The organism is Serratia sp. MMO-28 (assembly GCF_037199905.1).
Taxonomy (GTDB): domain Bacteria; phylum Pseudomonadota; class Gammaproteobacteria; order Enterobacterales; family Enterobacteriaceae; genus Chania; species Chania oryzae.
The window spans coordinates 1-14,424 of the sequence record NZ_JBBCVB010000026.1 but is presented as its reverse complement, the minus strand read 5'-3'; the positions used below and the strand labels follow the sequence as shown (position 1 = coordinate 14,424).

Below are 14,424 nucleotides of genomic sequence, written 5' to 3'. Positions count from 1 at the left end.
TAGACGTTGATAACCATGCAAACGCTGATTCCGCTTCGCTTACTGGAAGTTAACTCCTCGTTAATCTGGCATTGGCCACATTTGCAGGAAGTGATTGCCGTTATGAAGCGGGATCGTTTTAACGGCCTGGTTGTCCATCAGCAAGATCTACTCGCCCTACTGGTGTTACCCTCTCCTTATTGCCTGCATGGCCGTGACAACCTGCTGCGTGAACGGCAGGAACGCCTGTTATATCTGCAGCGTTTATACCGTTATTGCAATCTCGCCGGTATCGGCGTTTGGCTTCAGGGGGAGGCATTCCCTCATGGCGGAAAATTACAGGAAAAGTACCCTGAATATGCCTTGATAGAAAACAGCGGTGCGGATGAACTCTTCTGGAAAAATTTCTATCAGCAGGCGTTGGTTGAAACATTACAACATTTGCCCGGTATTGACGGTGTGATTGTCAATCTGCCTCGGCATCAGGCCTACCGCGCCAACTGGTCGTCCACGCTTCCCTACCTTTATCAGACACTGCGCAGCCAAGGGAAGAAAATGGTGCTGCGCGATTATATGGATGATGATGCCGCGTCATGGCAATTGATTAATGCGTTACAGGTGCTGCCGCCTGATGTGCGAGTGTCATTGAAAGCGGTAGCTAACGGGTATCGCCCTGGATTTGCCAACAACCCATTGCTCACACAGTTGGCAGGCCGCATCAAGTGGATTGAGTTTAACATGTGGGGGCTGGAGTATGGTTGGACACTGCTGCCTTGTTATCTGTTAGATGAAATTCAGGGGCGGCTCAGTTGGGGCGAGAATACGGCAGGCGATCGCCTGGAGGCCATCACCGGCAGGCTCAGTTGGGAATGGATTTCTAACAGTTCACTGATTAACTCGGTTAATTCGGTCAACCTGCACGGGCTGGCGATGTTTGGCCGTGAAATGTGTCTGTCAGAAAAACAGGCGTTTCACTGTTGGTTGACCGATATGCTGGACCATAAAGTGGAGGCGGCTGAACTGAACGCGTTCCATCAGCTCTATACCAGCAGCTACGAATGGATGAGGAAAACCCCCTATATCTTGGGCCATGTTCTGCATCACTATAGTCAGGTGCCGGAAAGTTATGCTCAGGCGGTGCAATTGCTGCAATTGCACGCGCGTCATACCGAGGGGTACCTGGCAGCATCGTCGCTTTTTCCCAACGTTAGCCCTGATGCTGGCCGTGAACAGTACCAGCAATTGCTGCTAGAGAAGCAACGGGCACTTTTTTTGGCACAAAGCTCCCGCAGTCAGTTACACCATATTTTACAATGTGTTGATATTACGAAGGAAAAGAGCGCACTTTTCAAGCGGGTCTGGGATCGGGTTGCCTACTACACCGATATGTTTGATGCCGTGGCGAAAGGGGTGGCGATGAAGTTGATGCTTGAACGCTATGGCAGCCAGAGCGGCATCTCCTCGTTTGATCTGGCACAACAGATCACGCAGCTGCGGCAGTTGGCGCTGCGCATTGATGAATGGTTGGAGAAGGAGGAGCAACAGCAGCCCCACTATCTGGCGATGCTGTTCGATCCCGCCAGGCTGATGAGCCTGGCGGATAGCCTGTGTCAGGATTAGTCAGCCTGTTTTAGTTGCTGATAGAAATCCCGCAGAATGTAAAAAGCTGCTTTGCGGGTGTGTTTGTCGGCGGCGATCAACCCTTTGCAATTAAGCCCCTGTTGATAAGGATTCTGCCGCCGTTCCGAGCGATAGTCGTACAGCAGCCAGGGCGTGAAGCCGCGCACATAGTCGAGTTTTGGCAGATAGGCGGTTTGTTTGCGATAGACTTCCGCCATGTAGTGTTCAGAGAATGGGCCAGACTGTGGCGCGTTTTTGCCCAGAACCCCTTCAGCCCCGGTTTCGGTAATCACCACCGGTTTGGTAGGCGATGAGTTTTCCCCTAACGCGATCAGATCCTCAAAGTTCTCTTCATACCAGCCGTAGTATTCATTCAGTCCTATGATGTCGAGATGCTCCGCCAGGCGATCTTCAATCTTCATTTTGGCGTGGTTAACCAGGCAGGCCGCTGAAATCAACCGGCTGGGATCGGCCTGCCGCGCTGCCTTAACCAGCGTGGTCATAAAATGCAAGCGTTCATCGGTGTCAGCGTTCTCATTACCCACCGACCAGATAATGACGCTGGCGCGGTTGCGGTCACGCATAATCAGCTCCATCAACTGGTTATGGGCATCGCGCTGCGTGGCCGGGTTATTGAAATCGATAGCCCAATAGTTCGGGATCTCTTCCCACAGTAATAGGCCCACTTCATCGGCAATACGTGCGGCCATTTCGTGGTGCGGATAGTGAGCCAGGCGTAGGTAATTACAGTTCAGCTCCTTGGCATCGCGAAAGCGGCGGCGGATATCGGCTTCGCTGGTCATTTTCCCCAGCAGCAGGTCGTCTTCATGGCAATTAACCCCTCGCAGGTAGAGCGAGCGGCCATTCAGGCGAATATCGGTGCCTACCACCTCTATCTGCCGGAAACCCACGCGATCGCTCACCCAATCTCGCCCCAGTGATGCCATAACCTGGTAGAGCTTGGGTTGCTCGGGCGACCAAAGCACTGGTTGCACGCAGAAGGTGGTTTCTGCGACCCCTTCAACCACCGGTAAGCTTTGGCTGATACCTAACTCAGTTAAAGCAAAATTAACCTCAGTTGCCGGGCCCTCAACGGCGATCCTGACCGCAATGCGGTTGTAACCACCGTCAGGAACCAGATAGACGAAAAGATCGCGGATATAACTTGCTGGAGTGCGGATCAAATCGATTTCGCGATAAACTCCGCCGTAGTTAAACCAGTCATTATTACGCAGCGGCAGTCTGTCGGTGGTGCGGTTATTATTTACGCACAGCATCAGGATATTATTACCCGGTTGCAGTTGTGGGGTTAACTCTGCGCAGAAAGGCGTTGAACCGCCATAGTGATTACCAATAAAGCGATGGTTGAGAAAGACTTTGCAGTCGTAGTTGGCAGCGCCAATACGCAAGAAAACGCGTTCATCTTCGTCGCGCTCTATATAATCAATTTCACGCGTATACCAAGCGCTGCCTTCAAAATAAAACCACTTGTCTTTTATCATCTGCCAGCAACTGGGGACAGGAATGGTTTGCCCGGCGAACGGATCATAGTCGTAGGGATCTCGGCGTGTTTCTGCGTCGCGCTGTTGCAGCAAAAACCATTTTTGTCTTAACCCGGTATCGTGTAGATCCAAGGTAAAGCGCCACTCTCCGCCGAGGCTTTCCCGCTCTCGGCCACCGGAGAACAGCAGGTTGCGGTAATTAAGATTCTGCAGGTTATAGGGGCGATCGTATTGTTCGTTATGTAGGCACTCAACAGCATTGTCAGCCAGGTCAGACTTTTCCAACATGGTATTTCCCTTCTGCGATAAAGTATTGCTGGAGAATAACCGGTAGAGATCTACGGCTGTGGAGTCTAAGACGGCGAGCAGGAAACAAGGCATGATGAAAAAATAGAATTGTGATGAACATCTTAATTCAATCAGGTTATAGAGTGATGTTGATCACGAGTTTATTTTAATTCGCGTGATCTTTATCACAATTACGTCCGATAACAGCGAAGTCGCTCACAAAAAATAACCCGGTGCCTTTTGAACTCTCAATTCTATTTCGTGCCCGTCTGCATTTTTACCGTGCCCCCATAGACTGGAATGGCGTGTTTTTAGGCTGTTTCTATCTGGCACTGGAGGGTAATACGATGAGTGAATTACGCAGCGAACTCAGTGAACAGGCGGTAAAGTCGGGGGTTAGCATGAGCCGCTACCGATGGACCGTGTGTGCATTATTGTTCTTTTCTGTCACCATTAATAATCTTGACCGTTCTATCCTGGGCTTACTCGCCCCGATGTTACAAAAAGATATTGGCTGGAGTGAAATTGAGTACGGCAATATTGTCACCGCGTTTCAGGCCGCCTACGCCGTAGGCTTATTTATCTGTGGCCGGATTGTCGACCTGTATGGGGCTCGCCTGGTGTTACCGATCGCCCTGGCGATCTGGAGTGTGGCGGCAATGGCCCATGGCGCAGCCAGTACGGTCGTGGGATTTATTTACGCCCGTATCTTTCTGGGCTTGGGAGAGAGCGCCAACTTCCCTTCTGCGGTCAAGGTGGCAGCAGAATGGTTCCCTAAACGTGAGCGTGCTTTCGCTACCGGGATTTTTAACTCAGGTTCTAACGTCGGCAACATTTTCGCACCGATTATTATCCCTTGGATCGCACTGCAGTGGGGATGGCGTGAAGCCTTTATTGTCACGGGAGCGGTGGGCTTTATCTGGATTGCTTTCTGGTTATTTTTATACGGCAAACCGGGCAAGACGAAAAAAGTCAATCAGGAGGAGTTGGCCTGGATTAATCAGGACGATACCCCTGAATCTGCTGAACAGACAGCGCAAAAAGTCAGTTGGTTAGGATTGTTAAAGCATCGCCAGACCTGGGCTTTTGCGCTGTGCAAATTTCTGACCGATCCCATCTTCTGGTTTTTCCTCTTCTGGTTGCCAAAGTGGCTGCATGATGCCCGCGGTATTGATATGGCGCACATGGCAATGCCGCTGGTATTAATCAATATTCTGGCCACCTTGGGTGGGTTGGGGGGCGGTTATCTTCCCGCCTGGCTGGTGAATCGCGGCGTAGCGGTCAATAAGGCACGTAAATTAACGTTGTTGCTGTGTGCCATTTGCGTTTTACCTATTCTGCTGGTTTCTAACGTCTCTAATCTTTGGCTGGCAGTAGCACTGATCGGTATTGCGGTTGCTGCTCATCAGGGATGGTCGGTGAATCTCTACACCAGCGTATCGGATATGTTTCCTAAACAGGCCGTAGGCGCAGTGGTCGGTATAGGCTGCTTAATTGGTTCCATCGGTTCTATTATTTTTGCGCAGGCCACGGGGCATATATTACAGGCCACCGGAAGCTACTGGTCTATTTTCCTGATGGGCGGTTTTGCCTATCTGCTTGGCTTCCTCATTATGCACTTCTTAATCCCCACTATGTCTGCGGCAAAACTTAACGATTAAAAGGAAATAAGATGAAATTGACCGATAGCCTGTTGCAGGAGCGTATTCTGGCGGCTAAAAATCAGAGTCTGCGTTGGTTGAATAGCATGCAGTTGCCTGATGGCGTGCCGGGTGTATTGCGCGTTAGCGAATATCATCAGCCGGAACGGTGGCCGCAGATGTTGCTTTCCGGTACTTATGACGGAACTATGGCCCGAGTGCTGTTGGGCGATCATATTGAGGAGAAAAAGCGGCTGGCAGACTGGATTTTAAGCCATCAGCAGGAAGACGGCTATTTCCTGTTGCCGGGGTTACGTTGGGAGGACACCTGGAAGCGCCCCGATATTGAAGCGACCCGCCAATATATGCGCTTTCATGCCACCAACTATTGTATGGGGGCATTAGAGGTTTTAGAGCAATTAGATCGCATAGAGCTGCCTTTTCTAACCCCGTTCCTTGATCCGCAATATTTCTGGGCGTGGTTAGGCCAGCGCGACATGCGCGACCCTTGGCTGGAAGGGAATAATATCGTGAACCTGGGCAGCTTCCTGCTGCTTGAGCAGCAGAGAAACCCAACTGGCGCAGCCGCTCAGCGTCTGCAGGATATGATTTTCTGGCATAACCAGCAAAGTGAACCTTATTCAGGTTTCTGGGGGCCTGGCCAGCAGTTTAGCCAAGAGGCGCTGCTGTTTGCGCTCTGTGGGGCAACGCATAATCTTCATGTTTTTTATGCGTTGGATGAAGAGATCCCTTATTTCAATCAGTCGATGAGTCGTTGCCTGGAGCAGCCGATCGCGATTCGCAGCGCCTGTATTGATGTCGATATTATCGATATTCTGGCTCATGGCGCTGCCCGCTGCCCGCATCGGCGCGATGAGATCGAATTCTGGCTGCGTGGCATGTTGGTAAAACTGCTGGATTTCCAGAATCCGGACGGCGGCTTCCCCGACACGCTGCTCGGTGAGCGCGGTTATGACGGTTGGGTGAAGGGGTATAAAGAGCCACAGGGTTACAGCAACACCTTCGCCACCTGGTTTCGCTGGATTGCGATCGCGATGATTTCCGAGGTGTTATGGCCACAATGGCAGACCTGGCGTTTTCGTAACACGATAGGCATTGGCTATTTCAAGCCGGGGATAGGGCAAATTCAGCCCTGAATTGCGGATTAAACGTGAATGGCGATCGCCTGCTCGCTGAAGAATGCGGTGAACTCAGGTTCCGGCGGGCGATCGCTAATGATTCGGTCAAATTGCGTCAACGGGCCAATGCAGGCCGGTTTGATTTGGCCAAACTTGCTATGATCCACCACCAGAATCTTTTGCTGCGCCATGCGCATGGCCTTGTGCTTCATTTCCAGCTCATCAAAGTTGAAGCAGGTCGCACCCTGTTGCAGGGTAACGCCTGCGGCAGAGATAAAGGCGATATCGGGGCAGATGCGATCGAGTTCATTATGCTGGCCAACGGCGGTGAATATGCAGTTGTTCGGTTTGAACTCGCCACCACACAGGATCACCTTGCAGTTGGCTTTATGCTGTAACGCCAGAAAGGTGTTGAGTGAATGGCACACCGCGGTGAAGGCCAGTTCGTCAGCAATGGCGTCAATGATGGCTGGCGTGGTGGTGCCACAGTCAAAAAATACCGTGTGGTTTTGCTGGATCAGCGCGGCGGCCAACAGGCCGATGCGGCGTTTCTCAGCCACCTGCTTGGCCTGCTGATCGGAGACAAAGTAATGGGTCACGCTGTTGCTGCGTGGCTCGGCCACCACGTAACCCCCGAGCAAAACCACGGCGGCCGGTTGCGCATTGAGATCGCGGCGGATGGTCATCTCCGAGACGCCTAACAGCGCGGCGGCGTCTTTCAGATGGATCTTGTCCGTGCGCTTTAAGGCTTGAACGAGCTGGTTGATACGCTCTGCGCGCCGTGTGTCCATATTATTGCTCTCAATTGTTATAGCGGATGGCATTCAACGCAGCTATGCGGGCTTGCGCTGTGCTCCCCCGCATCGCAAACCGTGTCGATATTCAGTAGCTGCCCGCTGCTGCGCTGTCGCCTGAAACAATAGCTACACCTGAACTGGTACCGATGCGCGTGGCACCCGCAGCGATCATTTTCCCAGCGGTGGCACGATCGCGCACGGCCCCAGAGGCTTTCACCCCCATCTCACTCCCAACCGTGGCTCGCATCAGCTTGACGTGTTCTTCGCGTGCTCCGCCAGTGCTGAAGCCCGTTGAGGTTTTAACGAAGGCGACGTCGAGTTCGCGACACATTTCACAAACCTGCACGATCTGTGCGTCGCTGAGCAGGCAGGTTTCCAATATCACCTTCAACGGAATTGCCGCACAAACTTCGCGTACCGCAGCGATATCGGCTTTTACTTCATCCAGCAGACCACTTTTCAGCCAACCGACGTTGATCACCATATCGATTTCCTGAGCACCTGCTGCGATAGCTGCTTTGGCTTCAAATGCTTTAGCGACGGTCAGGCCAGCACCCAGCGGGAAGCCGATCACCGAGCAGACTTTGACTTCGCTTTCCTGCAGCAGGTGTGCCACCAGCGGAACATAACCGGAGTTTACGCATACCGCATAAAAATTATGCTGTTGGGCTTCTTCACACAGTTTGGCAATTTGGCTTTCGGTGGCATCCATCGCCAGCAGGGTATGGTCGATGTAGCGGGCATAATCAATCTGTTCGGTGGTCATGGTGATCCCTCTGAGGTGGTTAAAATAACGCGTAATGTGACTATCCTAACATTTAGAACCCTGGCTTGATAGCAGCTATTGTGGGATGCCTTAGAATAACAGCACATTTACCTATGAAAATGTTATTTAAGTAACAAGTTGCGCTTGGTAATCCTCAGGATGAAACCAGAGGCGAGATTGGCAATTGCAGGAGGAAGGACCGAGAGCGACAGGGGCGTGTGCCCCCGTCGGCGGGAATTACTCTTTCACCCACCCTTTACGGATTGGGAAAGCAAACAGGAAGTGATACAGACGCGTCAATTGGTGTGCGATCGCCTCACCAAACAGGTTCCAGAGCAGTTGTGCAAACAGGCAACCGACAAGGCCGACCAGGAAGCCACCCACCATATCCAGCGGCCAATGCACGCCAAGGAATACGCGTGACCAGGCGATGGCTACCGCTACAGCCAGCAACAGCAGACCAGACCAGGTGCGGTGCCAGAACAGGAAAGCTAGCGCGAAAGTGAAAATGGCGGTGCCGTGATTGCTAGGAAAGGAACTGTTTGGCGCGTGTGCCAGGAAGGTATAGCCAACATCCACCGCAAATGGCCGCTCGTGTGGCAGCAACATACCAATAGCGGCAGAGGCACTCATGGCAAATAACAGAGCAATTGTCGCTTTGGCCACCACTTCACGCTGTGAGTTCAATTGCTGCTGTGGCCCCCAGAACCATAACCCGATAATCAATAACGGTATAATGGCAATCAGATCCCGCGCAATAAAAGTAGCGAGATCGATCAGCCATTCCGGGCTGGCTGGCGTCGCATTGATCCAGGCGAAAAGCAGATAGTTTAATTGCTCCATCATATATTACCTCGTCTTACGGCTTAAATAACCGCTAACCCACCAATAAACAGCCAGTTGGCTGAACCAAACCCACCACCCGGCCCACAGGTTATGGGAAAGAAAATGTGCCCCACGCATGATCTGACCAAAACCCATCAGCATGCCGCAGGTGATGCCGCCCAACCAGCACCAGTAAGCCAGGCGCGGGCGTTGCGGATAAAACAGAAAAAACAGCGCCATCAGAGCAAAACCGCTGGAGGCATGGCCTCCGGGGAAGCAGCGGCCTGGGCCTGGCAATGCGGGCGTGGGGCCAAACAGCGGGAACGACATCGCTTTACCGCCGTATTCCAGCAGGTCCCATGGGCAGGAATGTGCACTGAGCGCTTTCAGCATGCCGACGACCAGAGGCCCAAAGCCAATCAATAGCATCGTGACGATCAGGCGCGTATTGCGGCGATAAATGCCGTAAAAAAGCGCCAGCATAGTGCAGGTGATAACGCCGATCTTCAGCAAACGATGGTTGATCAGATCCAGCCAGTAGTTATTCTGCCAAGGAAAGCGCTGGTTTGCGGCGTCATACCAGTAATTACTGATTGCCCAGTCCAACTGTTCATTGCGCGACAGCCAGATAAATAACAACCCAGTCGCGAGCAACCCCAAAACCTGCCAACGGTAAAAGGATGTTGGCAGAGTGTAAAGAACATCAGTCTTAATTTGCATGGCTGTTGAGGATTGATTTAATGAAGGTTCTGAGGGAGGCGACGAGTTCACGTGATGGCTCATTTACGGTAATGAATGACAATACTGTAATAATTCCGTCTTAAGAAAACCTTAATGGGCTGTGTGGTGAGATCCGGGCAAAATGGGAGAACATCCGGATTTAACCTATAATCAGTTTTTATACATTGTGCTAACGTACCCCGATATCATTCGATGAATCATAGGGATAAAAAAATGAATAAGCTTTCCTTCGTGTTTACCAGCCTGCTGATGGCAGCTTCGACCAGCGCCGTTGCCGCATCAATGGCCGTTGAAAATGGCGATCTTAGCCAGCAACCGCTAGAAAAAGTCGCGCCATTCCCAAAAGCAGAGAAGGGGATGAGCCGCCAGGTCATTTATTTGCCTAAACAGGAAAATGAAGAGAACTTCAAAGTAGAGTTGCTGATCGGTAAAACGCTGGAAGTGGACTGTAACCGGCATATGATGGGTGGCAATTTAGAAAGCAGAACGCTGGCCGGTTGGGGTTATGACTACTTTGTGCTGGCTAAGCTCTCGGCACCGGCATCCACCATGATGGCTTGCCCAGATGGCGGCAAACGGCCAGAATTCGTCACGGCTAATTTGGGAGATGCCGCGATGCAGCGTTATAACAGCAGGCTACCGATCGTGGTTTATGTCCCGAAAGACGTTGAAGTCCGTTATCGTATTTGGTCCGCCAGCGAGGCCATTGGGCGCGCGGTGGCAAAATAAACCTTAGGCGTTCGCCCAGTATTGAATCAGCCTGTTGGTTTCGGCGGGCTGATTTTTTATGCACAGAAAACCTCCAGCTAGGCTGGAGGTTCCGTAAAGCTTTCAGCTTTGAGCCAGTTATAAAAACCCCTTTTGATTTGTTAAAACAGTTTGCGGTCTGGCAACTGCAAATATTCAACAAAAAATCAAAAGGGGGTCCCAATGAGGGACGAAAAGAGCTTAGCTCACTGATATTAAGAATCAGCATTAAGCAACCGCTTCAAAGTGCAATCTCTTTCTCGCGCTCAATTGAGTTATATGAAATACATCAGTTTTTTCTACTGATTAGAGACAGCAATAACGCCCCAGAGTTTCTGGGGCGCTTCATACTCAATGGATAAGAACTAAGATGATATATAAATTAAATCACCATGACATTTTAACACCGATGCGGCCGCTAACACTGCTACCCTTACCACCATCAAGAGCATGGTTATAATCAGTTGTGGCAAAAACTGTCCAGTTTTTATTCAGTTGGCCTGAAATACCTACACCAACTTGTCCCCAAGTGCTACCCAGCTTTGTGTCTAGGCTGACTGCATTATTGCCATTGAGATCACGGAATGTGGTTTTGGCATCTGCACCCATCTTGTGCCACAGGTTAGCCCGTCCCCACACCATGACCTTATCTTCAGTCTGAGTCATCACGGTTTTGGTCAGACGGGTACCAATACGTGTATCCAACGTATCCGTGCTGCCGTATTGTACCTGGCCGTAGTCGTCATGGAAGTTATCCAGTGATACATGCTGATAAATTGCCTGTGCCTGTGGTTCGATTGTCCAGTTATTATCAAGGGCAAAAGGATAACCGCCTTCCAACGATGCAGCAAACCCGCTCCCATCAGTTTTGGAACGGCTACCAGCACGCGTTCTGATATCAATGTCATCATAGATTGTGCCCTGAATGACAGCATCTACATAAGCGTCTTTAGCATTTTTGTGCGTCCAATAAGCACCTAATGAGTAGCCTTTCATCGCAACAGTACCGGCATGACCACCAAAGACACTATCGACATTACTGTCAACCCTTGATGCGCCGATATAGATGCCAGCCATATCACGAACGCCTTGTTTATCCTGTTTGTTCAGCAAATCGAAGCCTGTCTGGAAGCCGTAGAGATCAAAATCATAGGTTGGTCCATCCTGTTCAAAGTGCTGGTAGCGTTCACTCATGTTACCTGACTTGTGACCACGGTCGCCGGTTTCGCCGAAGATACGTCCCCAAGCAGCATGCGTATCGGCCTCGCTATAGCGCAGATCTTCACCCTGCCGATCATGATAGGTACCCAGCATAGCGACTCCCAGACGATTGGCCAGTGCTGGTACAACCATGCTGACTGGTACCTCAGGTCGATAGTTTGGTAATTCCTGTACATTACCTTCTGGCTCAGTAATTTCTGGCTCAGTAACTTCTGGTTGTTCGACTTCAGGTGGATTAACGATAACGGTATTGCGCAAATACCAGTTCTGGTCGTTGGCATCACCGCCCGTATCCTGACGTCCGCCGTGATATAACTGATATTCGTAAGCACCTGCAGCAACCCGATTACCCAGCACAAAAGCGCCAGCATCTGTTGTTGCACCGTTTGCTGTATCAACCACACGGATACCATCGCCTACTGTCAGAGCACCCTGACCACCAGTGCCCATAATATGCAAGGTAGTATTACCTGAGGCATGCCCCCCGTCGATCAGTAGGCGGTCGCTGGGGGAGTCATCGCCTTCGAGGTAGGTATTGAGCGTAATGACGCCACCTGTGCCAGTATAGTCATGGGTTTTCAGGATACGGTAGCTACTCTGTTGCGTAATGTCAGAGCCAGGAGAAGCGAATGTAATGGTGCTGTTTTGGTTAATTAGAGACGACACATTGGCATCGCCTGTTACTGTCCACAATGAAGTATTACTTAGCGTAACCGTGCTTGTGCTATCTTCCGCGGTCAGTGCAGTACCTTTCACTTCGCTGGTGTCTAGTGCCACCTGCGTGTGCCCGCCATTCGCGACATTAAGCCATGTGCCATTGTTGTCGATAGCGCGCGAATTGGATAAATTGATTTGCGAATTCCCTTTGTCAGCGCTGATTGTCGTTCCTTGCTCGGATACGATGCTAACATTGTTAAAATTTGCGCTGCTAATATCAGTTGTGCTGCTGGCGATGGATAAGGCTGCGGCGTTCAAGCCGGCGCTATGCATTGAACCGTTGGTGAAGTTCAATGTCGCTCCATCTTGTACCCAACTAGTATGAGCCGCCATACCTTCTGTTGTCACATTGACGTTATTGGCATTAATCGTCGCATGATTGCCGAGAGCAGCAAGGCCATGGGCCGATTGCCCAGACGTTTCTATTGAAGAATCGAGCAACTCAATCTTACCGTTGTAGCGGGAATAAGCACCATAGGAACCTTCCCCTGCTGTAGCTATCGTCGTTCCATCTGCTGTGATGAGACTTTGCATGGTGTCATTATTACCGTTAAAGGCGAATAAACCGTGCCCCACTTTACCAGTAGTTGTCAACGTGTCACCGTTAAGTAGAACATGCCCTCCTGACAGAGCATAAGCTGCATGGCTAGTACTGGTGATATTGGTATTACCGGTAGATAGGTTGATCAATGTATTTGCACCATTGGCATATAGGCCAAAGTTACCGGATTTTATAGAGCCATTTTCGATGATGATCGAGTTTGTGCCGGGCATAGCGTTGGCACCATAGTTACTGGCATTGATGTCAACATTTTTGACAGTAACAAGAGCGTTACCATTTATCGCCTGTGCACCGACAGCAGCGGTGATTGTACCATCTGTCATGGTAATGACACTGTTACCGTTATTCTGTATGCCTGATCCGCTAGACGTAATCTTCAGATTGTTTGCTACGATATTACTGTTACCGTTTGCAAACAAACCAGCAGTATTCAGGCCCGACACATTCAACTCACTGTTCGAAACAGTGATGTTTGAGTTACTGGAGGCCCGGAAAGCATAGGCAAATTGCCCTGTTGTAGTAATAAGGCCGTTGTTGAAATTAGCCTGGCCATAATTGAACGCATACAACCCATTGATATTTTTGCCTGTAGTGCTGATCGTGACATTATCGGCATTGATGACGCTGTTCTTGCCAGAAACGTTCACAAGACCATCTGCAGCGCTATCATTGATAGCATCGGAATGCAAGACATTACCATTCAATGTCGTTGTGCTACCACTCGACTCTACAATTCTATCATCTGCAGCGAATACCTGAGCTGGTATGGCGAGCAGTGATGAAATCGCCAAAGCGAGTGGCGATAGTCTTGACAACCACCGATGGTTATCTTTTAGTTTATAGAAAGAATTCTTTGAAAAACCCTTTTTGGGGTCTGATAAAAAGTGAACGTGGTTTACCATCTTGAGACTATTTCCTTGATAAATCTAGGTTTCTTACTGGTTTGAAAATACTTAATGGACATATGTTCATTAAGTAGGAAAACGAGAAAAAATTTATATTTGCAAGTCATAAATGCTTAGTAATTGCATTTTCAGAATATCCCTTCACATGACATAGCCGATCTCTCAAGAAAAAAATACAAATACTTTGAAATTAACCTGGATAACTCAAACAGTGTTAATGCTTATATTAATGTTTATTTTTCAGTTGGTTACCTCTTTTTTTGGTTTGATTTTAATACATGTAAACAAGTCTAAGAAAGGCTTTTCCTTAATGGATGGGCGTCTATCGGTTTTGATGTTTACAATAAGATTTTTGCGAAAGAATTATCTTAGTTAAATATTTTTATGTAGTCAATGGTGAAATTCTTAGTATTAAACTCTTTAATTTTATTCATGATTTTCTCTCCTTGATATCAGTGTGGTGGAGCGTGGAGAGAGCCGACACTTTAATATGGATTCGCTTAGCGCAGCTGCCTTGTGCCTAGTGTTGTTGTGTAAGCTCTGGATTGAAGGTAACTATCTGACCAAAAATCTTTGCTCACCATATTGAGTGTGGCAATCTGGCATTAAGACCCGCATGAAGTGACCGATGTGCAAAACAGTTTGCTCCTAATGTACGGATTGAGTTGTATGAAAAAATCGACAGTTTTATATGCTGTTAATTAAAATTATTGCCAGATGGGTAGTGATGGGGATCTTTTCTGGTGTTATATAAATTCAGTTTTTGATAAAAAAAAGTAGATAATATTAAATTAGGTGGTGAGGGGGGTATCTGTAGGCGAGTAATGAAACACACCAAGCCATTACTAATATGGCTTGGTGATAGACTTTGATCTAATAAGGTCAGTGCAAAAAATGGACTGACTGCCATGCTCAAAACACCCTCTCCTCAGCAATATCAGTTTGAAACCATCACCCTCGATGAATTGGTCCCCG

Annotated in this window: 10 protein-coding genes; 4 read left to right on the top strand and 6 right to left on the bottom strand. The window is 49.5% G+C overall.

Annotated features, from left to right (window positions below; all coding sequences use genetic code 11):
• Window positions 1-15: 15 nt before the first annotated feature.
• Entirely contained in the window at window positions 16-1,599 is a 1,584-nt protein-coding gene (locus WG891_RS20430; RefSeq protein WP_337264330.1) for a hypothetical protein, read from the top strand.
• Here WG891_RS20430 and WG891_RS20425 read toward each other — a convergent pair.
• Window positions 1,596-3,389 carry a glycoside hydrolase family 2 protein gene (locus WG891_RS20425; protein WP_337264331.1) on the bottom strand — a complete coding sequence of 598 codons (1,794 nt, stop codon included), beginning with the start codon at window positions 3,387-3,389 and terminating at the stop codon, window positions 1,596-1,598. The two genes, WG891_RS20430 and WG891_RS20425, sit on opposite strands and share 4 nt — an antisense overlap.
• A gap of 347 nt (window positions 3,390-3,736) precedes the next feature.
• Between WG891_RS20425 and WG891_RS20420 the strand changes: the two genes are divergently transcribed.
• Entirely contained in the window at window positions 3,737-5,050 is a 1,314-nt protein-coding gene (locus tag WG891_RS20420; RefSeq protein WP_337264332.1) for an MFS transporter, read from the top strand.
• 11 nt (window positions 5,051-5,061) lie between these two features.
• On the top strand, window positions 5,062-6,186 hold the full coding sequence (locus WG891_RS20415) for a hypothetical protein (RefSeq protein WP_337264333.1): 1,125 nt from the start codon (window positions 5,062-5,064) through the stop codon (window positions 6,184-6,186).
• 8 nt (window positions 6,187-6,194) lie between these two features.
• Here the strand turns inward: WG891_RS20415 and deoR are convergent, their stop codons facing one another.
• The 4 genes from deoR to WG891_RS20395 all read right to left on the bottom strand — a co-directional run bounded on the left by deoR (window position 6,195) and on the right by WG891_RS20395 (window position 9,339).
• The gene (gene deoR, locus WG891_RS20410) at window positions 6,195-6,959 is read right to left on the bottom strand and encodes a DNA-binding transcriptional repressor DeoR (protein ID WP_076942376.1); all 765 of its coding nucleotides are present in this window, start codon (window positions 6,957-6,959) and stop codon (window positions 6,195-6,197) included.
• Between the two features lie 91 nt (window positions 6,960-7,050).
• Window positions 7,051-7,731, bottom strand: a complete 681-nt coding sequence (gene deoC, locus WG891_RS20405) for a deoxyribose-phosphate aldolase (RefSeq protein WP_076942312.1) — start codon at window positions 7,729-7,731, stop codon at window positions 7,051-7,053.
• 237 nt (window positions 7,732-7,968) lie between these two features.
• Window positions 7,969-8,574 (bottom strand): undecaprenyl-diphosphate phosphatase, encoded by a 606-nt coding sequence (ybjG, locus tag WG891_RS20400; protein WP_337264340.1) that lies wholly within the window; start codon window positions 8,572-8,574, stop codon window positions 7,969-7,971.
• Window positions 8,575-8,580: 6 nt separating this feature from the next.
• A complete protein-coding gene (locus tag WG891_RS20395) occupies window positions 8,581-9,339 on the bottom strand; it encodes a phosphatase PAP2 family protein (protein ID WP_443006226.1) in 759 nt (252 codons plus the stop codon).
• 171 nt (window positions 9,340-9,510) lie between these two features.
• Between WG891_RS20395 and eco the strand changes: the two genes are divergently transcribed.
• Complete coding sequence (gene eco / locus WG891_RS20390; RefSeq protein WP_337264335.1) at window positions 9,511-10,026, top strand: serine protease inhibitor ecotin; 516 nt, start codon at window positions 9,511-9,513, stop codon at window positions 10,024-10,026.
• Between the two features lie 405 nt (window positions 10,027-10,431).
• On the opposite strand, the gene WG891_RS20385 is transcribed toward eco, so the two are convergent.
• Window positions 10,432-13,446 carry an autotransporter family protein gene (locus WG891_RS20385; protein ID WP_337264336.1) on the bottom strand — a complete coding sequence of 1,005 codons (3,015 nt, stop codon included), beginning with the start codon at window positions 13,444-13,446 and terminating at the stop codon, window positions 10,432-10,434.
• Window positions 13,447-14,424 lie beyond the last annotated feature (978 nt).

What these genes read in the sequence shown, in the direction of transcription:
- WG891_RS20430 (WP_337264330.1), top strand. Translation starts at nt 16, where the DNA reads ATGCAAACGCTGATTCCGCTTCGCTTACTGGAAGTTAACTCCTCGTTA.
- WG891_RS20425 (WP_337264331.1), bottom strand. Translation starts at nt 3,389, where the DNA reads ATGTTGGAAAAGTCTGACCTGGCTGACAATGCTGTTGAGTGCCTACAT.
- WG891_RS20420 (WP_337264332.1), top strand. Translation starts at nt 3,737, where the DNA reads ATGAGTGAATTACGCAGCGAACTCAGTGAACAGGCGGTAAAGTCGGGG.
- WG891_RS20415 (WP_337264333.1), top strand. Translation starts at nt 5,062, where the DNA reads ATGAAATTGACCGATAGCCTGTTGCAGGAGCGTATTCTGGCGGCTAAA.
- deoR (WP_076942376.1), bottom strand. Translation starts at nt 6,959, where the DNA reads ATGGACACACGGCGCGCAGAGCGTATCAACCAGCTCGTTCAAGCCTTA.
- deoC (WP_076942312.1), bottom strand. Translation starts at nt 7,731, where the DNA reads ATGACCACCGAACAGATTGATTATGCCCGCTACATCGACCATACCCTG.
- ybjG (WP_337264340.1), bottom strand. Translation starts at nt 8,574, where the DNA reads ATGGAGCAATTAAACTATCTGCTTTTCGCCTGGATCAATGCGACGCCA.
- WG891_RS20395 (WP_443006226.1), bottom strand. Translation starts at nt 9,339, where the DNA reads ATGAGCCATCACGTGAACTCGTCGCCTCCCTCAGAACCTTCATTAAAT.
- eco (WP_337264335.1), top strand. Translation starts at nt 9,511, where the DNA reads ATGAATAAGCTTTCCTTCGTGTTTACCAGCCTGCTGATGGCAGCTTCG.
- WG891_RS20385 (WP_337264336.1), bottom strand. Translation starts at nt 13,446, where the DNA reads ATGGTAAACCACGTTCACTTTTTATCAGACCCCAAAAAGGGTTTTTCA.